General features: G+C 47.8%; 19 protein-coding genes and 1 pseudogene. 13 read left to right on the top strand and 7 right to left on the bottom strand.

The features are described from left to right. The first annotated feature begins 91 nt into the window (after positions 1-91). From ACRRS1_RS00325 to ACRRS1_RS00315, 3 genes and pseudogenes are all read left to right on the top strand, one after another. Positions 92-1,042 (top strand): annotated as a pseudogene (locus tag ACRRS1_RS00325) (transposase). Between the two features lie 800 nt (positions 1,043-1,842). After that, positions 1,843-2,343, top strand: coding sequence for a hypothetical protein (locus ACRRS1_RS00320; protein ID WP_432468624.1), 501 nt, complete (start codon positions 1,843-1,845; stop codon positions 2,341-2,343). 429 nt (positions 2,344-2,772) lie between these two features. Continuing rightward, on the top strand, positions 2,773-3,372 hold the full coding sequence (locus tag ACRRS1_RS00315; protein ID WP_432455194.1) for a hypothetical protein: 600 nt from the start codon (positions 2,773-2,775) through the stop codon (positions 3,370-3,372). 107 nt (positions 3,373-3,479) lie between these two features. On the opposite strand, the gene ACRRS1_RS00310 is transcribed toward ACRRS1_RS00315, so the two are convergent. Together ACRRS1_RS00310 and ACRRS1_RS00305 are read right to left on the bottom strand one after the other, a co-directional pair. Further along, complete coding sequence (locus ACRRS1_RS00310; protein WP_432468626.1) at positions 3,480-4,412, bottom strand: ketopantoate reductase family protein; 933 nt, start codon at positions 4,410-4,412, stop codon at positions 3,480-3,482. Between the two features lie 383 nt (positions 4,413-4,795). Continuing rightward, complete coding sequence (locus ACRRS1_RS00305) at positions 4,796-5,047, bottom strand: hypothetical protein (protein ID WP_432455196.1); 252 nt, start codon at positions 5,045-5,047, stop codon at positions 4,796-4,798. 518 nt (positions 5,048-5,565) lie between these two features. On the opposite strand from ACRRS1_RS00305, the gene ACRRS1_RS00300 reads away from it, so the two are divergent. Beyond that, a complete protein-coding gene (locus ACRRS1_RS00300; protein WP_432455197.1) occupies positions 5,566-6,498 on the top strand; it encodes an AEC family transporter in 933 nt (310 codons plus the stop codon). A 123-nt stretch (positions 6,499-6,621) separates the two neighbouring features. Here the strand turns inward: ACRRS1_RS00300 and ACRRS1_RS00295 are convergent, their stop codons facing one another. Further along, a complete protein-coding gene (locus ACRRS1_RS00295) occupies positions 6,622-6,906 on the bottom strand; it encodes a hypothetical protein (protein ID WP_432455198.1) in 285 nt (94 codons plus the stop codon). A gap of 852 nt (positions 6,907-7,758) precedes the next feature. Between ACRRS1_RS00295 and ACRRS1_RS00290 the strand changes: the two genes are divergently transcribed. The 6 genes from ACRRS1_RS00290 (at position 7,759) to ACRRS1_RS00265 (ending at position 16,915) form a co-directional block, all read left to right on the top strand. Then, on the top strand, positions 7,759-8,514 hold the full coding sequence (locus tag ACRRS1_RS00290) for a GntR family transcriptional regulator (protein ID WP_432455199.1): 756 nt from the start codon (positions 7,759-7,761) through the stop codon (positions 8,512-8,514). Beyond that, positions 8,511-9,386 (top strand): methylisocitrate lyase, encoded by an 876-nt coding sequence (prpB, locus tag ACRRS1_RS00285; RefSeq protein ID WP_432455200.1) that lies wholly within the window; start codon positions 8,511-8,513, stop codon positions 9,384-9,386. Before ACRRS1_RS00290 ends, prpB begins: the two co-directional genes overlap by 4 nt. 457 nt (positions 9,387-9,843) lie before the next feature. After that, positions 9,844-10,968, top strand: coding sequence for a bifunctional 2-methylcitrate synthase/citrate synthase (gene prpC / locus ACRRS1_RS00280; protein ID WP_432455201.1), 1,125 nt, complete (start codon positions 9,844-9,846; stop codon positions 10,966-10,968). A gap of 119 nt (positions 10,969-11,087) precedes the next feature. Then, entirely contained in the window at positions 11,088-13,682 is a 2,595-nt protein-coding gene (gene acnD / locus ACRRS1_RS00275) for a Fe/S-dependent 2-methylisocitrate dehydratase AcnD (protein ID WP_432468629.1), read from the top strand. Positions 13,683-13,691: 9 nt separating this feature from the next. Continuing rightward, on the top strand, positions 13,692-14,870 hold the full coding sequence (gene prpF, locus ACRRS1_RS00270) for a 2-methylaconitate cis-trans isomerase PrpF (RefSeq protein WP_432468630.1): 1,179 nt from the start codon (positions 13,692-13,694) through the stop codon (positions 14,868-14,870). A 104-nt stretch (positions 14,871-14,974) separates the two neighbouring features. After that, positions 14,975-16,915: a propionyl-CoA synthetase gene (locus ACRRS1_RS00265; RefSeq protein ID WP_432455204.1), complete on the top strand. Its 1,941-nt coding sequence runs from the start codon at positions 14,975-14,977 to the stop codon at positions 16,913-16,915. Positions 16,916-17,338: 423 nt separating this feature from the next. Here the strand turns inward: ACRRS1_RS00265 and efpL are convergent, their stop codons facing one another. Further along, positions 17,339-17,914, bottom strand: coding sequence for an elongation factor P-like protein EfpL (efpL, locus tag ACRRS1_RS00260; RefSeq protein WP_432455206.1), 576 nt, complete (start codon positions 17,912-17,914; stop codon positions 17,339-17,341). 725 nt (positions 17,915-18,639) lie between these two features. On the opposite strand from efpL, the gene ACRRS1_RS00255 reads away from it, so the two are divergent. Further along, positions 18,640-19,863, top strand: coding sequence for a dicarboxylate/amino acid:cation symporter (locus ACRRS1_RS00255; protein ID WP_432468632.1), 1,224 nt, complete (start codon positions 18,640-18,642; stop codon positions 19,861-19,863). Positions 19,864-19,996: 133 nt separating this feature from the next. Here the strand turns inward: ACRRS1_RS00255 and ACRRS1_RS00250 are convergent, their stop codons facing one another. Genes ACRRS1_RS00250 through ACRRS1_RS00240 form a run of 3 tightly spaced genes read right to left on the bottom strand, consistent with a single transcriptional unit; the run spans position 19,997 to position 23,295 of the window. Further along, positions 19,997-21,358, bottom strand: coding sequence for a sigma 54-interacting transcriptional regulator (locus ACRRS1_RS00250; RefSeq protein ID WP_432455208.1), 1,362 nt, complete (start codon positions 21,356-21,358; stop codon positions 19,997-19,999). Then, positions 21,345-21,869 (bottom strand): hypothetical protein, encoded by a 525-nt coding sequence (locus tag ACRRS1_RS00245; protein ID WP_432468634.1) that lies wholly within the window; start codon positions 21,867-21,869, stop codon positions 21,345-21,347. The genes ACRRS1_RS00250 and ACRRS1_RS00245 overlap by 14 nt, the downstream gene beginning before the upstream one ends. Continuing rightward, the gene (locus tag ACRRS1_RS00240) at positions 21,859-23,295 is read right to left on the bottom strand and encodes an ATP-binding protein (RefSeq protein ID WP_432468636.1); all 1,437 of its coding nucleotides are present in this window, start codon (positions 23,293-23,295) and stop codon (positions 21,859-21,861) included. The genes ACRRS1_RS00245 and ACRRS1_RS00240 overlap by 11 nt, the downstream gene beginning before the upstream one ends. A gap of 345 nt (positions 23,296-23,640) precedes the next feature. On the opposite strand from ACRRS1_RS00240, the gene ACRRS1_RS00235 reads away from it, so the two are divergent. Continuing rightward, positions 23,641-23,988: a hypothetical protein gene (locus ACRRS1_RS00235; protein WP_432455211.1), complete on the top strand. Its 348-nt coding sequence runs from the start codon at positions 23,641-23,643 to the stop codon at positions 23,986-23,988. Between the two features lie 416 nt (positions 23,989-24,404). Then, positions 24,405-25,514, top strand: coding sequence for an aspartate-semialdehyde dehydrogenase (asd, locus tag ACRRS1_RS00230; RefSeq protein ID WP_432468638.1), 1,110 nt, complete (start codon positions 24,405-24,407; stop codon positions 25,512-25,514). The last annotated feature ends 226 nt before the right edge of the window (positions 25,515-25,740 follow it).

Here is a 25,740-nt window from a genome sequence, read left to right as displayed (position 1 = left end):
TGGCAAACAAGGTAACTAGACAGCCACACCAACTAGCCACACCCCGATAATAATCTAAACTACCAATAGTGGTTTTTGGGGCGTTAGTGCCATGCCTCGGTCAAGACAGTCGCAAGTGAGCTTGTCAGATACACCTTACTATCATTGTGTTTCCCGTTGTGTGCGACGGGCTTTTTTGTGCGGCGAAGACAAGGTAAGTGGTAAAAGCTATGAGCACCGCCGCCAGTGGGTCGAGGATAATCTACTCAAATTAGCGTCGGTGTTCGCGATTGATGTTTGTGCTTATGCCGTCATGAGTAATCATACCCACCTCGTGCTACATGTTAATCCGCAACAAGCAGAAGCTTGGTCAATGGATGAAGTCTTAGAACGCTGGCATAGCTTGCATCAGGGCACCTTACTGACTCAGGTGTATCTCAACCTTGAGTTACGTCCGCAGTTAAGTGAGGTGCAATTGCAGGCCGTTCGCGCTACCGCTGCAGTGTACCGAACTCGCCTCTTCGATTTAAGCTGATTTATGCGCCATTTGAATGAACACATTGCTCGAGCTGCCAATAAAGAAGACCAATGTACCGGGCGTTTTTGGGAAGGCCGTTTTAAATCCCAAGCGCTTTTAGATGAAGCAGCCCTAGCGGCTTGTATGGCTTATGTCGATTTAAACCCAATTCGCTCAAACATGGCGAGCACGCCTGAAACCTCAGCGCATACCAGTATTAAACAGCGCATTCAGCAAGCCAAACAAGGGCAACAGCCCAAACCTCTGATGCCCTTTGTCGGCAACCCCAGAGAAACCATGCCCAAAGGTTTGCCCTTTGAGCTCCAAGATTATCTGCAACTGGTGGAGCTCATCGGCCGCGTTATCAGAGAAGATAAACGTGGGTATATCGATGAAGAAAGCTGGTTAGCCTTGAGCACGGGTTTAGAGCATCACTTTGCCAGTGTGGTGGGCGCCGGTCACGCACTAGAGTGCTACAAGCGCCAGCACAATCAGCAGCGAATTAAAGGTATGGGAGCAGCCAAACGCTGGCTGGATGTTGGCTAAGTAATTTATGGTCTGATTTTTTGTCGACCGAGTAGGTATTTAGCATATCTCGAATCGCTGTGTTTGCTGTTTGGCTTCTTGCGGCTTTTCGTCGTAACACCTTTACCAATATTGCAATTTTCGACATCACGCTGCTTTTTATGTGAATGAGAAGTGATATTCATCGTATGATGTTGGCTGTTCAATCCTTAAGATGGCTGTCTCGAATGACTTTATAAGATTTAAAATTTCCTATTCCGCATCAAGACACGAGGCAAGTAAAAATGAGTGATAAAACGAACGGAGAAGTCTCTATAGCATGGCCTATAACGCTTCTAGGATTTCCAATTTCTATTGTGGCCTTTATTTTAATCCAGTTAATTTTTGGAAATATTGAAGAAGGACGTTACATATACCTTACGGTCATGGGTAGCGCTTTTTTGTTTTGTGTTTTTTCCGCTTTTAATATTATTTTTTCTGTATATACAATCTATACATTTTGGAAGAATATAAATAAACCTAAAAAGATAAAAGGTATAACAATGTGTTTCATAGGGACCTCTTTTAGTGCATATTTAATATCTAAGTTATGGATGAAATCAAGTGTCAATATATACTCCCTAAAAAATAAAAATAAACTCTCACTAATAGCCTTTAGCCTTTACTCTTTGATTTTAATGTGCGTTATATTCTCTTATTTCTTGACAAACTTAAGATATCCGTAAAAAGATAGAAACAAAAAAAGGACACCCAAGTCTTTTTGACAATCCCAAACAGCACTTCTAGACTTTAAATACACTCAAAGCCTTAGAGGTGCGGTGATGACTCGAGCTCGCGAACAGCAAATTTGTTTAGACAGTACGCCCTACTACCACTGCATCTGCCGCTGTGTGCGCAGAGCGTTTTTGTGTGGCGAAGACCGAGCAAGTGGTGCTAATTTTAACCACCGAAAACAATGGATAGTTGACAAATTTACTAAAAGAAGAGTAGAAGGAAAATTAAAAGAGGCTACCGGTCAAGTGTTAATTAAGGCTCATAAATTTGATTGTAGTAACCAAGTTACCTCTCAGAGTAATTTAAACTTACAAGAAGGCTCAAGAGTACAAGTATCAAATGCGAACACTAATCAACTAGAACGACAAAATGTTACTCCAGACATAGACGATATGTCAGCGATAGCAATATCAAACAACTTTAATCCTTCTATTATCGAACAACATTTTATTATTATTGCAGACTCAGATTTAGGTATAAATGGAGCGATAGATTATTCAGCAATATTAGCCAAAGCTCGAACTGTAAGAAATATCAAAAATCGTTAAACGAAAAATCACAGCATTTTTTAGTTATAACAACGTACACTTATTTAAAGAAATCCAAGTAGAGCCGAAGAACTAGAGCCTTTAACCACCAGCCATTTGAAGTTGCGGGTGATTATTTCTAACCACTATCATTTAGTATTACGGATTAACCAAAATCAAGCCCAGATAAATAATAAAGTAGCCATCCCAACTAACGATCATGCATTGGTCGTCTAAATTATCATAAGAGGGGGCCGAAAGGTTCAAGATTATTTAGGCTATGACGTCATCACTAAATGTTACAGATTAGCAATAAATGTAAAAAACAAGCTCAATTAACGTTGCGCGCATATTTTATCAAGGTTCAATCTGACAATTATGTTACTTAGTGTTTATTAAATAATACAACTGTGAGAACATACCATTTTTATTAAATGGACTTTTGTTATTATGAAAAAATCAGCTTTTTATTGTGCCTTGCTTTTATTAACTGTAATGAGTTCTAGTGCCAGTGCAACCATTATTAATATCAGTGGTAGAACTAATGCCTCTTTAGCGGGCAGTAACGCGCTTAACGTGTCACTGGAACCTGGTGACTATCAATTGTCTTTTGTTCAAGACGTTTATACTGCTTTTAACCGATTCGGTTCGGTGAGAGCTTGTGATGGCTTGGGAGAAAACTGTGTTAGAGGCTGGGAAAATACAGTGGGTTATATTATTGATGATATAACTTATTGGTATGGCGAAAGTCAAGGGATCGCGGGTCTTGGGCCAATTAATCCTGGTGATGGCTATTATTCCTCAGCTGTCTATTCTCTCGCTAAATCAAGCGGTTTGTTTGCAAATTTTCACTTAGATTCGGTTACCAATGTTGGTTTTTATATTCCAGATAGTAATATTGGTGATAATATCGGCGGTGTGTCACTAGAGCTTAATTCAGTACCTGAGCCTGCTACATGGCTAACCTTGATATTGATTCTAGTAGGTTTGACTTTATCTCACTCTCGTAAAAAAACTAACTCTTCACCTGAGATGGCCGTTATTGTTTAAATATCTTAAACATTCAGACAGCCATTCCAATTGACGGTTTCTACAATCGTCTAAATATGATCCGGGTGCGTCCATGCCGATTTAGGGCAGGACGCATCGCGATTAGATTATGCCGAATGCTTTGTCTGATTCACCAACTGCAATAGCGCATAAATTGAATCAATATGCGGCGTTGCGACCTTCACTCGACGCGCCGCTTTGACTGTACTGCCCAAAATAGATTCCACCTCCATTTCACGGCCAGCCTCATAATCGAGTAGCATCGACGGTTTATATGGACACATTTTAAGGGTTCTATCTATATTTTGCTGAAGCACTGCATAATCAAACTCGGCACCAACGGCCTTTGCGACGTGGTAGACCTCTTCCATGATGTCAGTCACCAGTTGAGCGGTTTGTGGATTCGCCATAATCTGCTGGGTATTGGCCCCCCCAGCAAGCACTGAAAGTGGATTGTAAGGCGCATTCCACACCAGTTTCATCCATCTTGCCTGCTGGACATGAGCAGAGACCTCACATTGCACCCCTGCACGATTGAACATACGACCAAGCCGTTCTGCGCGTTCGCTCCTGCCTTGCGAGTAACGGCCTATCACCAAGTGACCATAATCTTGATGGTCAATCACACCCGGTTCAACACGCTGCACACAGATAAAACACAGGCCACTGATAATCTCTGCCTTTGGAAAAGCCTGCTGCACCGGCTCTTCGATCTCAACGCCGTTCTGCAATAAAACGATAGTGGTGCTTTCCGACACCACATCTTTAAGCAGTTCTCGGGTATCAATACCCGGCAGCACCTTGGTCGCCACAATCACATAATCAGCTATCCCCTGATAATCTCTAGGATGCTTCAAAATTTGACTCGGCTTAAAGGAAAAGTCCCCTTGATGACTTTGAATGGCATACTCGCCCTTGTGGCTCAGGCCGTCATAATCGGAACGAACCACCACAGACACCTCTGCCCCAGCCTGTGCCAAACGCGCGCCATAATAGGCACCAATCGCACCTGCCCCTATCACCAAAACTTTCGTCGACATAATCATTCCTTTCACCGCAAAAATATAACGCAGAGATCTCAAACAAGCTCAAGATGACAAATTCACAGTGACCCGAAAAATGCGAGCAACAAGAGATCCCTTATTTCCCTAGCTAAAGATATTAATCGACTTGCGAAATCATCTTTATTAAGCCCAATAACTTGAAATCGTTTGAGTATTATTAAACACAAAATACACAAAACAAATGGGTAAAACCATTGCAGTAGTAAATGTTTCTGCCTTTCTCTTGGGTAATATTATTAGATAAAATAGACCCAAGCGGCTTCAAACGACTTAAAAATGAGCGAGGTCTGGCTAAGTCTCATTTGATTGAATTACGTCCCTGTTATGCCCGCTACCGCAACACTATAGTTTGCCTTCACTTACAACGCCTGAATCACAGCCTCTGCCAACGCTTTCGCCGAAGCGGGGTTCTGACCGGTAATCAAACGCCCATCTACCACCACTTTATTTTCAAACATTGGTGATTTTTCAAATATAGCCCCAGTCTGTTTTAAAGCGGTTTCCAATTCAAAAGGTACGATCTTATCGTAATCCCGAGAGCTTTCTTCTTCTGGCGTGAACCCAGTTACATGACGACCTTTGATCAAGCTTTCGCCATTGCTTAACTTCACATTGATGAGTCCGGCCGGACCATGACAAACCGCGCTAACAATGTCTTTTTTTTTGGTACATGGTGCACACAATATCAATGAGCTCTGGGTTATTCACAATAATCCCACATTGGACCGTGCCCCACCCGCCAACCAGCAATATCACCGTATAGATGGACTGTTTCTTTATTTTTCAATAGCGGCAAAAAATCAGCCCAAACTAAGTGCATTCGTAGACATCTGCGCACAAATATTAGACCTTTAGCCATATTCAGAGAATTTTGGCGTTGAAAAATTTGCGGGAGCACCACTAACAACTCAATTTGACAACCAAGCGAGCTGACGACGATGATTGAATCATCCCGGCTCGCAGGAGGCTCGCTGCAAAGCCTCTAACCATAAAGCCTTGAATACAGCACCGTTAGGCTGTTATCCCGATTGCTGTCACCTCACTATTTGTATGATTTTTTAATCAAGTCCTTTACAATGGTGTTTTGCTAGCCGATTCAGGTCTAAGTGACTTTCAAGGACGAGTTTTAATGGAAGCTGTATTAAGCATTACTGCGCCTATTTTCTTCTTAATTTTCTTAGGTTATTTGGGAGTCCGCTTCCAAGTTCTCCCGCAAGACACCCTGCCCGGTTTAAGCCGTTTTGTGGTGTACTTTGCCTTACCTGCACTAGTCTTCACCAAACTATTAAGTATGGATTTAGCCGAAGTGGTTAACCTCGATTACATGCTAATCTACACCCTAGGTGGCTTATTCGCCTTAGTGTTTACCATTTTGTTGAGTCGCTTGGTATTTAAAGATTCCTGGGAAGCCTCTGGGGTAAGAGGTTTAGGTGCCGCCTTACCCAATAGTGCCTTTATTGGTTTTCCGGTGATCTTACAAATGTTTGAACACCCACCGGCACAAGCCTTCGCCATGAGTGTGATGGTGGAGAACATCGTGTTGATGCCAGCTGCCTTAATTTTCCTGGAAACCATGATGGGAAAACGCCAAGGGAATAAAGGCAGTGTATTTGTCCCTGTCGTGAAACGGATCAGCTCCAATCCAATTATTATCTCAGTATTTTTGGGACTGCTCTGCTCTTCGCTGGGCCTAAAAATGCCAGCCTTCATTAGCTATGGTTTAGGCATGCTATCTCAAGGAGCGGCCTGCGTGGCCCTGGTGGTAATTGGCGGCTCACTTTGCGGGGTATCCATCAAATGTAATATTGGCCAAATGTCTTTGGTAGCAATGGTGAAATTGCTGATTTTTCCAATGGTGGTATCGGGCTTGGTATTATTGTTTCCCGATCTATCCAGCGATTTGAAAACCTCGGTAATTATCTTTGCCGCTGTTCCCATGTTTAGTATTTATCCAATTATTGGCGGCGAATATGGTGAACGCAGCTTTTGCGCCAGTACCTTGTTGGTGACCACCATTTTATCCTTTGTGAGTTTGAGCGTATGGCTCCACTTTTTAGTGTAATCCCCACCTTTGTATCACACAAAACCCTGCAATAAGCAGGGTTTTTATTTTAGCGATTGCTTAACTTGGCTCATCATTGAAGATAAAGACCACCAATCTGCGCTCCCCTTCGGGAGCGCAGATTCACGTTCGAATTTTCAACGGTCTCTGTCGAATACGCCAAGCCTTGAGGTTTACTCGACGCTTTGCTCGCTCGCGGCGCTCTGGGCGTTCCACTTGATCGAGCTTAGTGCGGAATCGGCCATCAGCATCAGCACCAATATCTTTGGCAATATGTATATTCAAGCCTTCGACTCGCCAGCGTTGTTGGCGCTGAGCCTTAAGCCATTGTTGGGTTTCCAAATGACGCTGGTAACGTATTAAGCTTTCTACGATGAAAGTAAGTAAACGAATTTTTAGTGACATCATGTCGCATTCTCCATTAAAGAGGGCGAAGTGATACAGCTAATATAGGGGTATTAATGATGATCCCTCACTGCAACACTTCGCAGCTCGGGTAAAATTGGGATGGGTCTCAATCTTAGCTAACTGCGTAGGCCTTTAGTAACACGCATCGTTTATTCATATTGAAAAAACGAGCTTGCGAAACGTTAGCCATTAGTCGTACGGAATGATGTGTAACACATGATAAATGTTTCATATTTCCCCTCGACTTATGCAGTAAATGATTGAAAACGTAAGATAACCGTTGAACGCTCAAATATCAAGCACCAACACCAATAAAATGACTTTTTTTATCATTGATTTTGAGTGAACAAAAACAATCCCTTCCATTCACATTGAAGGATCGTTCTCTCTCCCGTCGCACATGTTTTTTTTGATATTCATCGCCAACAGAATGATCGCTTGGTACGCTTAGTCGATCACGAGAATAAAACCTGTGAACTCAGAATTGTGCGCAATGTTTATTTTTCCAATCGGCGTTTTGCAGGCCCGTGAGGCCATCGGGTGAAGCTTCATTCGGCACGATTTAAACAACGAAGTCGCTGAGATAACTGTTTACTAGCCATGACAACTGGCAACGACTGCAGTCAAAATCCATCAAAATCATGCAGCCCAAATACCGAATCAACATTGAACAAATCCAACATTGTCGACAATAAACCATCTAGCCCAATCATTGTAAACAAAACAGACTATTAAGCGGTGAAAACTCGTCTAAAACTAAAGTATAAGACAAGATTGTCGACAATCCCTTGATCGTAGCTCACTATTTACACTACACTGTGCAACATCTAAACAACACAGACGTAACAACAGATGTCCGAACTAAGCCACCTAAAAGAGCAGAGTGATAAACAAAACCTGCTGTCGCAGAATCTCAGCGACACGCTAATCGAAGCCATCGTGAGTGGCCAAATTGCTCAAGGCGAGAAGATTTCAGAGCCCGAACTGGCTCGCCACTACGGGGTTAGTCGTGGCCCTTTGCGCGAAGCCATCTTAAAACTACAAGGCATGGGGCTGCTTGAGCGGATCCCCCATGTCGGTGCGAGAGTGGTGCAACTCAGTCCGCAACAACTCGTCGACATTTACTCGGTACGTGAGGCGCTGGAAGGCATGGCCTGCCGCCTCGCGGCAAGCCAATTGTCGACAGAACAACTGGCCGAGTTAAAATCATTACTAGAACACCATCAAGATTATCTACAGCAACACCAAGGCAAAGCTTATTTCGAACAACAGGGCGATTTCGACTTTCACTATCTCATTATTAAAGGCAGCGCCAATCAGCGTTTAGTCAACTTGCTCTGTGATGAACTTTACCACCTGTTGCGCATGTACCGTTACCAGGCCAGCAAACAAGTTTCGCGCCCCGAGCGCGCGCTCAAAGAACACTGGGCCATTTGGCAAGCGCTGGCCGATCGCGATGGCGAGTTAGCCGAAATGCTGATGCGCCGTCATATCGCACGCGCTCGTAAAGCCATTGAACAACAAAGTTTATTTGGATCCGACCAAAGCCCAGAGGCTTTAATGCCCACGGCCACATCCCCTCACGTATTACCAGGAGTGAACTCATGAAACTCTCAGCAGGAGCCCGTTTTCGGCATGCCGTCAGTAGCAATCAGCCGCTACAAATTGTTGGCACCATCAATCCCTACTGCGCAATGATGGCGCAACGCGAAGGCCATCAAGCCATCTATTTATCTGGAGGAGGCATCGCCAATGCTTCCTATGGATTGCCCGATCTTGGCATCACCACCATGAACGATGTGCTGGAAGACGTTCGCCGGATCACTGCCGCCTGTGACTTACCTTTGCTGGTCGACATCGATGTTGGTTTTGGCGGCGCATTTAATATTGCCCGTACCATTAAAGAAATGATCCGCGGCGAAGCCGCCGCGGTACACATGGAAGACCAAGTGGCACAAAAGCGTTGTGGTCACCGCCCCAACAAGGCGATTGTCTCCACTCAGGAAATGGTTGATCGAATTAAAGCCGCGGTAGATGCCCGCCAAGATCCCGAGTTTGTGGTGATGGCTCGTACCGACGCCCTGCAAATAGAAGGGATGGGCGGTGCCATTGAGCGAGCCTGCCAATATGTAGAAGCTGGCGCGGATATGATTTTCCCCGAAGCGATGCTCACCCTGGAGCAATATCAGCAATTTGCCAAAGCGGTCAAAGTACCAGTATTAGCCAATATTACCGAGTTTGGCCAAACCCCCTTATTTAGCGGTGAAGAACTGGCCGCTGTCGGCGTCGATATGGTGCTCTACCCTCTGTCGGCATTTCGGGCCATGAACCAAGCGGCAGTAGATGTATATCGCGCCCTGCGGGATGACGGCCACCAGCGTAACGTGGTCGATAGCATGCAAACCCGCGCCGAGCTATACGACTATCTGGGCTATCACGCCTACGAACAAAAGTTAGACCAACTGTTTAAACAAGATTAAGTCGCGCGGCAAAGAATACAAACGCAGCGCCTGCAACAGACTGGAAACCCAAAGCACCACATCACGCAGCGCTAAGCGTGATGAGAAACAACAAGGACCAGAACTAGCGAGTGAAACAAAGATTTGACCGTTAGCCCTACAACATAAAGAAATCAAGGAGAACATCATGGTTCAGAAGGCCATCGGAGGCGCCGGCTTACGCGGTCAAAGCGCTGGCGAAACCAAACTATCTAAGTGAGCGGACCAAAGCCTCGCCACTTAGCCAGGCAGAATAGAACAAGGCATGCACTGGCGAGTCAAACCAAGATTTGACCGCTGCGCCTGTAACAGACAGGAAACCCAAAGCACCACATCACGCAGCGCTACGCGTGATGAGAAACAACAATGATCTGAACTAGCGAGTGAAACAAAGATTTGACCGTTAGCCCTACAACATAAAGAAATGAAGGAGAACATCATGGTTCAGAAAGCCATCGGAGGCGCCGGCTTACGCGGTCAAAGTGCCGGCGAAACCAAACTATGTACCGTGGGTCAAAGCGGTTCGGGGCTCACCTATTGCGGTTACGACATTCGCGAACTAGCCGAGCAAGCCAGCTTCGAAGAGGTCGCCTACTTGTTGTTCAATGGTGAGTTGCCCAATCGCGAACAATTAGCGGCCTATCACGACAGCTTACATAACTTGCGTGAACTTCCGGATGCACTCAAAGCGGTGTTAGAGCTGATCCCAGCAAACGCCCACCCGATGGATGTGATGCGTACTGGCGTGTCGATGTTAGGCAATCTGGAAACCGAAGCCAGCTTCGAACAACAGCAACACCACGCCAACCGCTTACTCGCCACCTTGCCCGGCATTATTTGTTATTGGTATCACTTTAGCCAACATGGTCAGCGGATTTCCACCCAAAGCTCGGCCAAGTCGATTGCTGGACATTTTCTGGAGTTGTTACACGGTAAACCCGCCGATCCTTTACATGAACAGGTCATGCAATGCTCACTGGTGGTGTATGCCGAGCATGAGTTTAATGCTTCAACCTTCACTGGCCGGGTGATTGCCTCGACCCTCTCAGACATTCACTCCGCAGTCGCCGGAGCGATTGGCGCGCTGCGTGGCCCCTTGCATGGCGGAGCCAACGAAGCCGCCATGGCAATGATTGAACATTGGACCAGCCCCGAGCAGGCCGAAACCGAAATTATGGCGATGCTGGCGCGCAAGGACAAAATCATGGGTTTTGGTCATGCCGTCTACCGCACCAGCGATCCACGCAATGCGCTAATCAAAGCCTGGTCGAAAAAACTCAGTGAAAACAGCCCAGAACAGCATTTATTTGCAGTCTCGGAGCGAGTAGAACAAGTAATGTGGCGAGAAAAAGAATTATTCTGTAACGCCGACTTCTTCCATGCCAGTGCCTATCACTTTATGGGGATCCCAACGGCCTTGTTTACCCCGATTTTTGTTTGTTCGCGGGTCAGCGGTTGGGCGGCGCATATTATGGAACAACGGGCTAATAACCGCATTATTCGACCGAGTGCCGACTATACTGGTAGCGGCCCACGCAGTTATTTGCCCATAGACCAACGTTAAATCGCACGAATAAATTGGGCTGAGCAAACACCAGCAACTCAGCCCTGTCAGCTTATTTTTAGTCACAGTAGCGGATCCGGTCTCTCCTTAGTTACGACCGAGCATCCATGGATGAGTATATGAATAGTGAATACCGTAAAGCCTTGCCGAACAGCCAACTCGATTACTTTGATACCCGTGCTGCGGTAGAAGCCATCTCAGCCGGCGCTTATGCCAGGCTGCCCTATACTTCGCGGGTACTGGCCGAAAATCTGGTACGCCGCTGCCCACCGCAGCAACTAACGGCCGCCTTAGGACAGATCATCGAAAACAAGCGCGAACTTGACTTCCCATGGTTCCCTGCGCGAGTGGTTTGTCATGACATTCTTGGCCAGACCGCCTTGGTTGATTTAGCCGGCCTGCGTGATGCCATCGCCGCGAAAGGGGGCGATCCGGCCAAGGTGAACCCGGTGGTGCCAACTCAACTGATCGTTGACCATTCGCTGGCGGTGGAACATGCCGGTTTCGATCCACAGGCCTTTACCAAAAACCGCGCCATTGAAGATCGCCGTAACGAAGATCGTTTTCACTTTATCAATTGGTGTAAAAGCGCCTTTGAAAATGTCGATGTGATCCCGCCCGGCAACGGCATCATGCATCAAATCAATCTCGAAAAAATGTCACCGGTGATCCAAACTCGAGATGGTGTGGCATTTCCCGATACGCTCGTTGGCACCGACAGCCACACCCCACATGTGGATGCTTTAGGGGTGATAGCTGTGGGCGTAGGCGGGCTGGAAGCCGAAAGTGTGATGCTCGGTCGCGCCTCCTATATGCGACTGCCAGATATCATTGGTGTGGAACTGAGTGGCCTACGCCAGCCGGGAATTACCGCTACCGACATCGTATTGGCCATCACCGAATTTTTGCGCGAGCAAAAAGTGGTTTCAAGTTACCTGGAGTTTTACGGCGAAGGTGCAAGGCAGCTGACTTTAGGCGATCGAGCGACCATCTCCAACATGACGCCAGAGTTTGGTGCAACCGCCGCGATGTTCTATATCGACGACAAAACCATCGACTATCTGCGACTCACCGGACGGGAAGAATCACAGATTAGACTGGTGGAAAACTATGCCAAAACCACTGGCTTGTGGGCCGATACGCTCCGTCAGGCCGAATACCAACGCGTACTGCATTTCGACCTCTCCAGCGTGGGACGAAACATTGCCGGGCCATCCAACCCGCATCGCCGCGTTCCCACTCGCGAATTGGCGAGCCGCGGAATTGCCTCTCCGGTACCTCAGCAAGCGGGGTTAATGCCCGATGGCGCCTGCATTATCGCCGCCATTACCAGCTGCACCAATACCAGTAATCCACGCAATGTGATTGCTGCAGGGCTACTTGCCCGCAACGCCAACCAACGCGGCTTAAGCCGCAAGCCTTGGGTCAAAACCTCGCTGGCTCCGGGCTCCAAAGCTGTGCAACTGTATTTGGAAGAGGCCAAGTTATTACCCGAACTCGAACAACTGGGCTTTGGCATTGTTGGCTTTGCCTGCACCACCTGCAATGGCATGAGCGGCGCTTTGGATCCTGCGATTCAAAAAGAAGTGATTGAACGAGAGCTGTATACCACCGCCGTATTGTCGGGCAACCGCAACTTCGACGGACGGATCCATCCCTATGCCAAGCAGGCCTTTTTAGCCTCTCCGCCCTTGGTGGTGGCCTACGCCATTGGCGGCAGCATCCGTTTCGATATTGAAAAAGATGCCTTAGGGCACGATGCCCAAGGTAAACCGATCACCCTTAAAGACATTTGGCCCAGTGATGAAGAGATTGATGCGGTGATCGCTCAAAGTGTCAAACCCGAGCAATTTCGCCAGATTTATCAACCAATGTTCGATATGAAGGTAGATTATGGCAATCACACTTCGCCGCTCTACGAGTGGCGTGCACAAAGCACCTATATTCGTCGCCCTCCCTACTGGGAAGGAGCTTTGGCGGGCAAACGCAGGATGCAGGGAATGCGCCCTTTGGCGGTATTAGGCGACAACATCACCACCGATCACCTATCGCCTTCCAATGCGATTATGCTGGACAGTGCAGCCGGTGCTTATTTGGCCAAGATGGGCCTGCCCGAGCAAGATTTTAACTCCTATGCCACCCATCGCGGCGATCACCTCACCGCTCAGCGAGCCACCTTCGCCAACCCCAAGCTATTTAATGAAATGGTCAAACAAAACGGTCAGGTTCAGCAAGGCTCACTGACCCGCTTAGAGCCCGAAGGAAACGTGATGCGAATGTGGGAAGCCATCGAAATTTACATGCAACGGAAGCAGCCGCTGATTATTATTGCCGGTGCCGACTATGGTCAGGGGTCGTCACGCGACTGGGCCGCCAAAGGCGTGCGCTTAGCTGGGGTGGAAGTGATTGTAGCCGAAGGCTTCGAGCGGATTCACCGTACTAACTTAGTCGGCATGGGCGTATTACCGCTACAGTTCACTACTGGCAATAACCGTCATAGTTACCGCATCGACGGCAGCGAAAGCTTCGATGTACTAGGTGAGCCCAGCGCTGGCGCAACACTCACCCTGATGATTACCCGCAGTAACGGCGAGCGCATCGATTTACCCGTGTTATGCCGTTTAGATACCGCCGAGGAAGTTTCGGTGTATCAAGCAGGCGGTATATTACAGCGTTTTGCCGACGATTTTCTCGAAAGCTCGACTCAGCATTAAGGAGCCATCATGACTTATCCGGCACAGATCCGCATCCCGGCCACCTATATGCGGGGTGGCACCAGTAAAGGGGTATTTTTTAAACGCGATGACCTGCCACCAGCCGCGCAACAAGCTGGTGCCGCGCGTGATGCCCTGTTGCTAAGGGTGATCGGCAGCCCCGATCCCTACGGCAAACAAACCGATGGCATGGGCGGGGGAACCTCCAGTACCAGCAAGGCGGTGATCTTATCCACCAGCCAACATCCAGAACACGATGTCGATTACCTATTTGGCCAGGTGTCCATCGATACCGCCAAAGTGGATTGGAGTGGTAACTGCGGCAACCTGACTGCGGCAGTCGGCGCCTTTGCGATTCATGCCGGGTTGGTCGATCCGCAACGCATCCCCGACAACGGCATCGCCGAGGTCCGAATTTGGCAGGCCAACATTGGCAAAACTATTCTTGCCCATGTCCCGATCAGCCAAGGCCAGGTCCAAGAAACGGGGGCCTTCGAGCTAGATGGTGTGACCTTCCCCGCCGCCGAAATACGCTTGGAGTTTCTCGACCCCGCCGACAGCGATAGCTCGATATTTCCCACAGGGAAACTGATGGAGCAGTTAGATGTACCGGGTGTGGGGAGCCTCAAGAGCACCATGATTAACGCCGGAATTCCCACCATCTTTATTCAAGCCGACGAACTGGGCTACCAAGGGACCGAGCTACAAGAGGCGATTAATAATGATGCGCGCGCCTTAGCCATGTTTGAGTCGATCCGTGCCCATGGCGCGCTGCGCATGGGACTTATTTCGTCGCTACAAGAGGCGGAGCAACGCCAACACACCCCCAAAGTTGCCTTTGTCTCACCAGGCAAAGACTACCAGAGCGCCAGCGGTAAAACCGTAAAACAAGGCGACATCGATTTACTGGTGCGGGCACTGTCGATGGGCAAGTTACACCACGCCATGATGGGTACCGCAGCGGTCGCCATTGGCACCGCGGCTGCCATTCCCGGCACATTGGTCAATTTAAACGCTGGCGGTAAGGCCCGCGAAACAGTGCGCTTTGGCCATCCTTCTGGCAGTTTAACGGTTGGAGCACAGGCACGAGAACTCAATGGCCAATGGCAAATCAGCAAAGTTGCGATGAGTCGCAGCGCCAGGATCTTAATGGAAGGTTGGATCCGAGTACCCGGCGACGACGATTAAAGCGCCACCAAGCACACTAAATCAGCCGCGGCACTGCCAGCGGAGCCAAGCAGACATCCGCCCCTTGCCAAGAGGTAACTAGCTTAGGGACGAGGAGGAAAAAGATGAATATGCAACACCATGAACCCATGCGCCCCATCGGCAACGAGCAACAAAACGGTGATTATCAACAAACCATCAACTATGCCAATCAGCACCGCGAGCAGTTTTGGTTAAGCCAAGCGCAACAATTAGCCTGGTACAAGCCACCCCAAGAGGCACTCAGCCAGGACGAATATGGCAACTATCGCTGGTTTGCCGACGGTGAAATGAACACCGCTTATCTGGCGCTCGACTATCATTGCGAGCAAGGGCGAGGCAATCAAACGGCGCTGATTTATGACTCTCCGGTGAGTCATAGTCAGCAAAAATTCTCCTACTTTCAGCTTCGCGATCAGGTAGCACAAACCGCTGGTATGTTGGCTCAGCAAGGCGTGAGAAAAGGCGACCGGGTAGTCTTGTACATGCCGATGATCCCCCAAGCCGCCATCGCCATGTTAGCCTGCGCTCGCCTAGGAGCCATTCACTCGGTGGTATTTGGTGGTTTTGCAGCCCAGGAATTAGCGGTGCGTATTAACGATGCTCGGCCCAAGGTTATCATGACCGCCAGCTGCGGCCTCGAAGGCAGCAAGGTGATTAACTACCTGCCGATGGTGAGCCTTGCCCTGGAGCAAAGCCAACAAATGGAAACCCCAGTTCTAGTATGGCAACGCCCACAGCAAGCGGTTGGTTTTAATCAACAGTACCTCAACTGGCGGCAGCTGCAACAACAAGCACCCGCCGCCGATTGTGTGCCGGTAAAAGCCACCGACCCGCTGTATATCTTGTATACCTCGGGCACCACGGGCAAACCTAAAGGCGTGGTTCGCGACAATGGCGGCCACGCAGTAGCGATGCACTATTCAATGCACAGCGTTTACCAAATGGTACCCGGCGAAGTATTTTGGGCGGCTTCCGATGTCGGCTGGGTGGTGGGCCACTCTTACATTGTGTATGCCCCGCTCATCAAAGGCTGCACCACCATTTTGTATGAAGGTAAACCAGTACGAACCCCCGATGCAGGTGCCTTTTGGCGAGTAGCAAGCGAACATAAAGTGAAAGTACTATTTGCCGCCCCCACCGCCTTTCGGGCCATTAAAAAAGAAGATCCCGAAGGGGCCTTGGTAAAAAACTATGACCTCAGCCAGCTACGCGATATTTTCATGGCGGGCGAGCGTTTAGACCCACCCACTCTCGACTGGACCCTTGCCAAAACCGATAAACCAGTTACCGACCACTGGTGGCAAACCGAAACCGGTTGGGCGATAGCCGGCAATCCTTTGGGTTTAGAGCGCATGCCAGTCAAGGCGGGCAGCGCCACCAAGCCATTGCCCGGTTATCAGGTAAGCATTTTAGATGAAATGGGTGAGCCCTGCGCTGCCAATCAGCAAGGTTTTATTGCCATCCAATTACCGCTTCCCCCAGGTTGCTTAAGCACCATTTGGGGCGATCAGGCCCGTTTCGAATCTGCCTATTTAAAACAATTTCCCGGCTACTATGTATCCGGTGATGGCGGTTACATCGATGAAGATGGCTACCTGTTTGTCATGGGTCGTATCGACGATGTAATTAACGTGGCTGGCCACCGCCTATCAACTGGCGAAATGGAAGAAGTGGTGGGCGCTCATCCGGCTGTGGCAGAGTGCGCGGTGATTGGCAGCCACGATGAGTTGAAAGGCCAAGTGCCCTTCGGTTTGGTGGTGCTTAAAGACGGCGTACAACAAGCAGACCATGAGATTTCAAAAGAGCTGATTAAAAAAGTCCGCCAAGAAATTGGTCCTATCGCCTGTTTTACTCAGGCGATTATCGTGCAGCGTCTGCCCAAAACACGTTCCGGGAAAATACTACGTCGCACCCTGCGTCAACTGGCCGATGGTGAAGACTACGCCATCCCCTCTACCATCGACGACCCCAGCAGCCTCAGCGAAATAGAAGAATTAATGCGCCAAGGTCGAGTGATGATTTAACAAAGCCTGGCTCCATCAGCGCTTAAAGCAATGAGAATAGAAAGCCACTTTTAAAAGTGGCTTTCTATATTGTGTTTAATAACAATAATCGCTAGTATTCGGCCTGTTAACTAAGATTAAATCCATCAATAGCAAGCTTAGACAAACGGTGGCCCCCCACACAGCCGGTGACTTTAGCCAGTCCCAAGCTAAAAGCCTACTCAAACGATGTTTACCAAAGCATTTATGCAGCGCTGGCATGCCGTAACCCCTAATGAATACCAGATTGGCCTCGACCAGCTCATGTTGAAGCAAGGACTCACCCAAATTCGCTACATAGGCTTCATTCGCACACTATGCACTGAGAGCCGCACAATTTGTCTACCGGTTCAAAACCAAAAAAGCAGCTATAAAGCTGCTTTCCTATCCATCAATCACTGCAAATCACGACTTATCGGCGCGACTCATAAACTTCTTCTCGGTGGTGCTGATCTTAATCTTCTCACCACTGGAGATATACTCCGGCACCTGTACCGACAAACCTGTGCTTAAAATCGCAGGCTTCGTACGCGCACTGGCGGAAGCGCCTTTAATGGAAGGATCGGTTTCCACAATCAGCATCTCAACGCTGGCCGGTAATTCAATAGCCACAGGCTCTCCACTCACGGTGACCACTTGGATACCACTGGTCTCTTCGGTAATGAAGGGCACTTCGTCAGCAATGGTTTCTTTATTGAGGTTATAGGGAGTGTAGTCTTCATTATCCATAAATACATACTCGTCGCCATCGATGTAAGAGAACATCACTTGATGACGACTAACATCGGCCAAGCTAATCATTTCGTCAGCTTTAAAGCTTTCATCAGCTTTGGCGCCTGTGGCGACATCGTAGAGCCGCATCCGGTATAAACTCGCGCCTGCTCGGCCACTAGGGGTAAGCTTCACAATATCTTTCACGAAAAAAACTTTGCCGTTATGTTCAATCGCGGCGTTCTTTTTAATGTCACTGGCCTTTGGCATGGCTGAGGTTCCTTAAATAATTCGAGCACAAAAAATATCATGATCTAATTTTAAGGCAATAGTTATGCTTCGTTTACGCCAACTTAAGCAGGCCAACACCCAACACGCCCCATCTCGCGCGCCAATTAATACGATAATGCGGCTGCATTAAACGGCAAAGGCATCAAACCAACAATTCACTTACTTCTTTCAAGAGGTTTCGGTACCAACTCAAGTAAATCATCAGCGAGGCACCTATTCACTGGTTGTCAGTTCTTTGCTGGCGCGATGATATTCTCCCGGCGCTGGTTTGTGGTAATGCTGTTATCGATGTAATGATTCACTTGCCAGACAAGAATCGGCGACAAGCAAGCCAAATTGTTGCGCCCCCCTCCGAACGGTCTTTTCCCAATGCAATTAACAATCATAAAAGGTTCACCCAGCGAGGCGACGTTGATGTCTGCGGAACCAAGACTCAAGCAGACGACAAGCCGCAGCTTATAAGGGTTTAGAACACTTGACGCAGACAACTGATAAAGAAATTTAAAGAAAAATTGCAGTGCAAACAACTATAGATGCAGAGAATAATTTTAAATGTGGCGAGTATTTAACCGAAAATATAATTTTTTATATCTTAAATTGCAATAATAACAGCATAAAGAATGACCAAATCCATCAATTCAAGTACAATGCGCGACCATCAAAAACAAGGGTGCAACCCCAAATCGATTCAAATAGGAATATTGATGGACGCAACACAACCGCTGTATAAAAATATTGGTATACAAGTCATCATCGCAATGATTCTTGGGACCATCGTTGGCACACTGATGGAAGAACAGGCGGCAATGTTTGCACCTCTTGGCGCCATCTTCATCCACTTAATAAAAATGCTGGTGATCCCACTGATTGGCGTCTCAATTATCGCGGGTGCGGCGAATTTGGGAAATAGCCCTGCAGCCGGTAAAATCGGCATTACCACCTTTGCTTTCTTCCTTGGTACTTCGGCGGTCGCGGTTATTCTAGCGCTGGTGATGGGCCATATCTTCCAACCGGGTAGCGGTCTGGACTTGAGCCAAGCCAGCCATTTATTCTCCAATGAATACGCCGACAAAGGCAGTGTACCCGGCGTGATGGAAACCATCATCGGCATGATCCCTCAGAACATCTTTGCTTCTTTAATGGATGCTAATATTCTGCAAATCATGGTGTTCTGCCTATTCTTAGGAATTGCTATTTCGAAACAACCTAAGGCCAAAACAGCCCCTTTAATGGAAAGCTTAGACACCATCATTTCTGCTTTCATTTGGATGATTAACATCGTGATGATCATTGCCCCTATTGGTGTATTTGGTTTGATGGCGGAGTCGGTAGGCACCCTTGGCTTCAGTATGTTAACGCTGGTTGCCAAGTTATTTGCAGTGTATGTCGCCGCGATTTTAATTTACGGCTTAGTATTCTACCCTCTCACCATCAAACTATTCTCCAAGACTTCGGTTCGCCAGTTCATGAATGTAATGACAAAGCCGCAAGCGGTCGCTTTATCCACCGCATCTTCGATGGCAACCCTACCGGTCACCATGGAAGTTGTCGAAGAAGAATTAAACATCTCTAAAGCAACCGCCTCCTTTGTATTGCCACTGGGCGCCACCATTAATATGAGTGGCAACGCCATCTATTACGGTTTAGTTGCAGTATTCTTCGCGCAAATTTTTCAGGTCGACTTAGGTTTTGCCGCTTACGCCGCGATTATCTTTACTGCAACGCTTGGTGCAATTGGTCAAGCGGGTGTACCCGGCCCTTCATTCTTAGTGGTCGCAGTCTTATTGGCCGCAGGGATCCCCATCGAAGGTCTACCGCTATTATTTGCCTTAGACCGAATCTTCGACATGCTCCGAACATCGCTGAACATCACTGGCGATGCCGCTTGTGCGGTGATCGTGGATCGTTTCAACGAGAAACACCTTTAAACACAAAAAGACTTGGAGTGCCACTGCTAGCGCTCCAATCTCTGGTGACTCAAAGACCAGCGAAAAGTGTTCTCTCGTCCCAAGCGATCACAGCAAGCGCGCGAAGTGCGGCAAGCAATGACACTTTGATTGATTAAGCGCGAAACGATTCGGGGCGTAGGTGGTGACGTTCCAGCAATTTATAAAATTCCGTGCGATTACGCATCGCTAACCTTGCCGCCTGACTCACATTCCCTTGAGTGAGACGTAATAGGCGAGCTAAATAACTTCGCTCAAACTCATCTCTGGCTTGTGAAAAGCTAACTAGCTCAGCTTTTTCACGCAGTGCTCGCTGCACCAGTTGCACAGGGATCAACGGCCCCGTGGATAAGGCATTGGTTTGCTCTACCACATTCATCAGCTGGCGAACATTGCCCGGCCAACGCGCCGCCACCAAACTGGCCATCGCATCGGGCGAATAGGTTTTAACCGCCACACCTTGTCGGTCGGCAATTTGCTGACTGAAATGATGCACCAACAGGGGAATATCTTCCTGACGTTTCGCCAGAGGCGGTAGGTCTAATTCCACCACATTGAGTCGGTAGTATAAATCTTCCCGAAACTGCTGTTGCTGTACCGCCTGATAAAGATCTTGGTGAGTTGCCGAAACGATGCGCACATCTACCGCAACATGTTTTGTCGATCCCACCGGGCGCACTTCGCGTTCTTGCAAAGCTCGCAATAACTTCACCTGCACACTTAAGGGGGTATCGGCAATTTCGTCCAAAAACAAGGTGCCGCCCTGAGCCGCCTGAAACAAACCATTGTGCGCATGAGCTGCGCCACTAAAGGCCCCTTTCACATGACCAAATAGTTCCGACTCAAATAAACCCTCGGGAATGGCTGCACAATTCACCGCAACAAAAGGGCCTTGGCTGCGCGAGCTTGCATAGTGAATCGCCTTAGCCAGCAATTCTTTACCCGAACCACTTTCACCTTGGATCATGATATTCACATCACTCGGTGCCACTTGCTGAATTTGCTTGAGCAACACCTCCATTACTGGACTACGACTAATGATATCTTGTCGCCAAGCTGGCGGCTCACAACTGCGAACCGACTCGCCTGCGGGTTGCTGTAAGTGCAGCGCTTCGGCCACCTTAGCTAATAACTCTTGACTGTCAAAAGGTTTGGTTAAGTAGCCAAATACACCTTGTTGAGTGGCGGCAATCGCATCCGGAATATTGCCATGAGCCGTCAATAACATTACAGGCAGACTGGGATAGCGTTGTTTAATGGCATTGAACAAGGCTAAGCCATCCATGCCATCCATGCGTACGTCACTGATCACCAATTCCGCCGGATAACTTTCTAATTCGGCCAGAGCTTGTTTGGCACTGGCAACCGCTCGTACCTGATAACCAGCCGATTGCAAACGCAAGCTAATCAGGCGCAATAAACTAGGGTCGTCATCGACAACTAAAAGGTTGCCGCCATGTGGGTTAATTTCGTTCATTTAATTGCTGCTCAATTCGAGTGAGTTCATCTAGTTGCATCTTTAATGCCGCAATTTGCTGTTGTAATAATAGCTGTTGCTGTTTTTGGTTAGCGCCCAAATTTTCATATTTATGCTGCCACTTTAGCGCATCACTCAATTGATCATTTAGCGCCAGCAGCATCCCCTGCTGAGCAAAGCTGCCTTGGCTGGCAAAAGCCTGGCTCAAGGCTGCATGAGCTCGATGCGGATTTTTCACCGGTGATCTCTTATAAGCATATAACAGGCCGAGTTTTACCGGATTATCACCCAACTGTGGATCTTGCAATAAAATCTCTAACTCATTGAAGATCTGATCATCGCTCATCTCCGCTAAGCGCAAATAATAGGCCGAGGGCGTAAAAATACCGTTCATACTCGACTGGGCGTCGCAAACTAGCGCCACCTGATTTTCCCCCTCAGGTAACAGCTGACAAGCCGTTAAACCGAGTGTAAATAAAGCCAATAAACCTAGCTTGGCACTACTTTTCATGCTGTTGGTTTCCTTGTAATCCTTCGACTAAAAACCGGCTGCCTGGACTTAAACGCTGATAGCGTAGCTGTGCGTGTTGTCGTTCAACCAATTCTTTGGCAATCGTTAAACCGAGACCGCTGCCCTTAAGGCGTGGATCTTTGGCTGCCGGCCCTTGCACAAAAGGCTGAAAGATTCGGCTTTGCAAATCATCGTCGATGCCTTGACCTTGATCGTCGATATAGAGGCTCACCCCCGCAGACCCCACGAAAGAACCCAACACTATTTGACCATGATCGGGAGAGAACTTAATCGCGTTAGACAACAAATTGTCAACGATCACCCGTAGTTGCTCCTTATTTGCAACAACATTTGGCTGCTGAATATCCAATTGAGTCGTTAACTGACGGCTACTTAAACTTAATCGATGACTTGCGAGAACCTGCTCCACCAGCGCCCTAATATCAACCCCTTGCGAAGCTTGTTGCAGCGGCGTATCCAAGAGTAAATTGAAATCGAGTAAAGCCTCGATTAACTGTTGTAGTCGTAAGCTACTGTCTCGTAAAATTTCGGTGATTTCCTGTTGCTGCGCATTCAGTGGCCCAGCACTATTATCGTAGAGTAATTCATTACCCTCACGGATCGCCGCCAAAGGCGTTTTGAGCTCATGGGAAATATGCCGAATAAAACTGGTTTTTTGCTGCTCTAAGCTAAGTAAACGCAGTCGCATCTCATCTAAAGCATCGGCGATAGCCATCACTTCACTGGCACCACTCACTTTAATAGCTTGGTCAAATTCACCCGATTTAAGACGCGCGATTTGCGGCCGCAGTTGTTGCAGCGGTCGAGTAACAACCAGCACCAGTAATACCGCCGCAGCTAAAGCGAAGGGCAGCCCCAGCATACTTAACATCAAGCGCCGTTGCGCCGATTGGGTACTTTGCTCCAGTTGTTGAGCGAGCTCCTTCACCAAGATTTGACTACGTTGATCGAAACTCTTTCCTAATTCAGACAAGCGATTAAACTGTCGATTTAACTGCTTATTATCATTGGATTTCGGTTGCGCCATTAACTTACCGAGACTCACTAACTGCTGCTGTAATTGCGCGACAATACTCAATAGCGCGGGGTCATGATGTTGTTGCTGAAAGGCCACCAATCCACCCGACAACTTTTGCCATTGATCCTGGTATAAACTCAGTAGATTCTCGTCAGCTAATACCCTAAATTGACGGGCACTACGCTCTAAATCGAGTAAGTTCTCGTCTAAACGTTTACTACTGGAAACCACCTCAGCGGCCAAAAAGGCAGTTTGTTGGCCCTGCATAGAGACCTGTTGTAAATAGTAAGAAGCTAACAACAAACTCAATAACAGCGGCAACCCCAGAGTAGCCAAAGCCCAAAAACTCAGACGACGAATTGAAGCAAGCGCACGAAAATTAATCAATGGGCCAATCCTAGCAATAAATATCCGATAAATTGCGCCTATAATGCCAGAGATAGTTAAAAATTATACTGTCGCCAGATAGCGACAATGAGAAAAGCGCCACAATCTATTGGTAAGTATTTGATGTCGATGTGATTTATCTGAATCGCTAGAATAAATTAGCCCTTGGCTAACACAGCACCAAACCACCTGTCGCCTTAGCACGACAGCATGTCCAGCAGTAATTAGTTAAACCATTGATTTGTAATAATTAAATTATTTGGCTCAATTTATGCTTTTGTAGGACCTATACCACGAGCCCCTCTAAACCGCTCGTCTAGCTTAAAATAAATAATAGGGACCACTATGCAACAGTTTGAACAGCGCTGCCTACGCATTGGCGATTGGATTTTTGAAATTAAGATGGTCCGAGCGATCAGAGTTAGCGAATATGGTCAGCCCTATGATGCCTGTGCCAATATCAACTTCAACGGCACTCAAGCGTATTTTGACAATCAACTGACTCGAAACGATAGCGCCTTTACAGCCAAAGACTTTGCCACCTTCGTGGAGTTTTGCCAAGAAATGGGGATCAGCGATGCCAGCTACGATCGCTATAGCCAAGGTAAACGCCGCACCCGAACCATTACCATCGGTGAAGATCCTCGCCAATCATCTAAAGTCGTTAATTTTCCCTACAGCGGTTCTGCTTAAGCGCAGAGCTCGTTATCAACGAGCTTAAAACTGCCGGTATCTATTGGAGATGCGAGGCTTGGTAGAACTTTGACGCTTAAGTTTGGTTTGGATCAAATAGTTTTAGTCACGAAAAAGGTCTAAATAAGTGACGCAAACCCTTCTCTGTTTTTCTTTCAAAATGGGAAGCAAGAAGTAAAAACTGAATTATCAAGCGTATCGGGCCACCGCAGAGAGTGCGACCCCTTCGCTTGAATTGGCATGCTTCCCATACCTAGCCTTCGCGATATAAACAAACTGCTGTAAAAATAATCACAAAAGCGCAACCGGGCCTAGCGTTCAGCGCTTGCCAATGGTAATCTCAAAAGTTCGTGAAGACGGCGTCTTGGCGAAATAGCAAACACTCAATATTATAAAATAAAGGATGTAAGCAAGCCATGAGAGTAGGTTTGGTTGGTTGGCGCGGTATGGTGGGTTCCGTGTTAATGCAACGTATGCGAGAAGAAAACGATTTTGCCCACATTGACCCTGTTTTTTTTAGTACTTCGCAAGTTGGCATTGCCGGCCCGGATGTCGGTACAGGTAAGACCAGCTTACTCGATGCCTTTGACATCGACAGCCTAAAAACCATGGATACCATCATTACCTGCCAAGGCGGAGATTACACCAAAGCTGTGTATCCCAAATTACGCGCCAGTGGTTGGGATGGCTATTGGATTGATGCCGCTTCAGCCTTACGTATGGAAGACGATGCCATCATTGTACTCGATCCAGTTAACCGCGATGTGATTGACCAAGCGCTCAACAAAGGGATCAAAACCTACGTGTGTGGCAACTGCACAGTGTCACTGTTACTCATGGCGATTGGTGGTTTATTTGAAAAAGAGCTGATCGAATGGGTAAGCCCTATGACTTACCAAGCCGCTTCGGGTGCTGGTGCGCGTAACATGCGGGAATTAATCAGCCAAATGGGCGCTATTCGTGATGATGTTGCCGAAGAGCTAGCAGACCCAGCCTCTGCGATCCTCGACATCGACCGTAAAGTTGCCGAGAAAATGCGTGCCGACGATTTCCCGAGTGATCAATTTGGGGTACCACTAGCGGGTAGCTTAATCCCATGGATTGACGTCCCACTACCAAGTGGCCAAAGTAAAGAAGAATGGAAAGCACAAGTCGAAGCCAGCAAAATTTTAGGCACCAGCGAGCAAGCGACTCCCATCGACGGGATCTGTGTGCGAATTGGCGCAATGCGTTGTCATAGTCAAGCGCTGACCATCAAACTGAAAAAAGACCTCCCTGTGGCAGAGATCGAACAAATTCTTGCCGAGCATAACGATTGGGTAAAAGTGATCCCCAACCAGCGAGAGCTTTCAGTTGAAGAACTCACCCCAACCAAGGTCACTGGCACCCTCAGTGTTCCCGTAGGCCGCATTCGCAAACTCAGTATGGGGCCAGAGTATATCTCGGCTTTTACTGTCGGTGATCAGTTACTCTGGGGCGCGGCAGAGCCATTGCGCAGAATGCTACGTATTTTGATCGCAAAATAATCAAGCACTTCAGCCCAGTCAAACTTGCTGGGCTGACTTTACTTATCCCCCAGCAAAACTCCTCTAAATAAAAAAACCTCGTGATAGCGTAAAGTTAACTAAGCTGTAATGAGTAATGGTTGGCAATTAAAAAATGGTTTTAAGCGCTCATTGACCAAGACTTAAACGATAGGTGAGCGATGACAAGATAGTCATACTCTTCCATTTATCTACGCATCAAAGCATT

This window comes from Agarivorans sp. Z349TD_8 (genome assembly GCF_050870825.2).
GTDB lineage: Bacteria > Pseudomonadota > Gammaproteobacteria > Enterobacterales > Celerinatantimonadaceae > Agarivorans.
Note: the sequence above shows the minus strand (reverse complement) of the source record. Positions and strands in the feature narration are given on the sequence as shown.

What these genes read in the sequence shown, in the direction of transcription:
- ACRRS1_RS00320 (WP_432468624.1), top strand. Translation starts at nt 1,843, where the DNA reads ATGACTCGAGCTCGCGAACAGCAAATTTGTTTAGACAGTACGCCCTAC.
- ACRRS1_RS00315 (WP_432455194.1), top strand. Translation starts at nt 2,773, where the DNA reads ATGAAAAAATCAGCTTTTTATTGTGCCTTGCTTTTATTAACTGTAATG.
- ACRRS1_RS00310 (WP_432468626.1), bottom strand. Translation starts at nt 4,412, where the DNA reads ATGTCGACGAAAGTTTTGGTGATAGGGGCAGGTGCGATTGGTGCCTAT.
- ACRRS1_RS00300 (WP_432455197.1), top strand. Translation starts at nt 5,566, where the DNA reads ATGGAAGCTGTATTAAGCATTACTGCGCCTATTTTCTTCTTAATTTTC.
- ACRRS1_RS00295 (WP_432455198.1), bottom strand. Translation starts at nt 6,906, where the DNA reads ATGATGTCACTAAAAATTCGTTTACTTACTTTCATCGTAGAAAGCTTA.
- ACRRS1_RS00290 (WP_432455199.1), top strand. Translation starts at nt 7,759, where the DNA reads ATGTCCGAACTAAGCCACCTAAAAGAGCAGAGTGATAAACAAAACCTG.
- prpB (WP_432455200.1), top strand. Translation starts at nt 8,511, where the DNA reads ATGAAACTCTCAGCAGGAGCCCGTTTTCGGCATGCCGTCAGTAGCAAT.
- prpC (WP_432455201.1), top strand. Translation starts at nt 9,844, where the DNA reads ATGGTTCAGAAAGCCATCGGAGGCGCCGGCTTACGCGGTCAAAGTGCC.
- acnD (WP_432468629.1), top strand. Translation starts at nt 11,088, where the DNA reads ATGAATAGTGAATACCGTAAAGCCTTGCCGAACAGCCAACTCGATTAC.
- prpF (WP_432468630.1), top strand. Translation starts at nt 13,692, where the DNA reads ATGACTTATCCGGCACAGATCCGCATCCCGGCCACCTATATGCGGGGT.
- ACRRS1_RS00265 (WP_432455204.1), top strand. Translation starts at nt 14,975, where the DNA reads ATGAATATGCAACACCATGAACCCATGCGCCCCATCGGCAACGAGCAA.
- efpL (WP_432455206.1), bottom strand. Translation starts at nt 17,914, where the DNA reads ATGCCAAAGGCCAGTGACATTAAAAAGAACGCCGCGATTGAACATAAC.
- ACRRS1_RS00255 (WP_432468632.1), top strand. Translation starts at nt 18,640, where the DNA reads ATGGACGCAACACAACCGCTGTATAAAAATATTGGTATACAAGTCATC.
- ACRRS1_RS00250 (WP_432455208.1), bottom strand. Translation starts at nt 21,358, where the DNA reads ATGAACGAAATTAACCCACATGGCGGCAACCTTTTAGTTGTCGATGAC.
- ACRRS1_RS00245 (WP_432468634.1), bottom strand. Translation starts at nt 21,869, where the DNA reads ATGAAAAGTAGTGCCAAGCTAGGTTTATTGGCTTTATTTACACTCGGT.
- ACRRS1_RS00235 (WP_432455211.1), top strand. Translation starts at nt 23,641, where the DNA reads ATGCAACAGTTTGAACAGCGCTGCCTACGCATTGGCGATTGGATTTTT.
- asd (WP_432468638.1), top strand. Translation starts at nt 24,405, where the DNA reads ATGAGAGTAGGTTTGGTTGGTTGGCGCGGTATGGTGGGTTCCGTGTTA.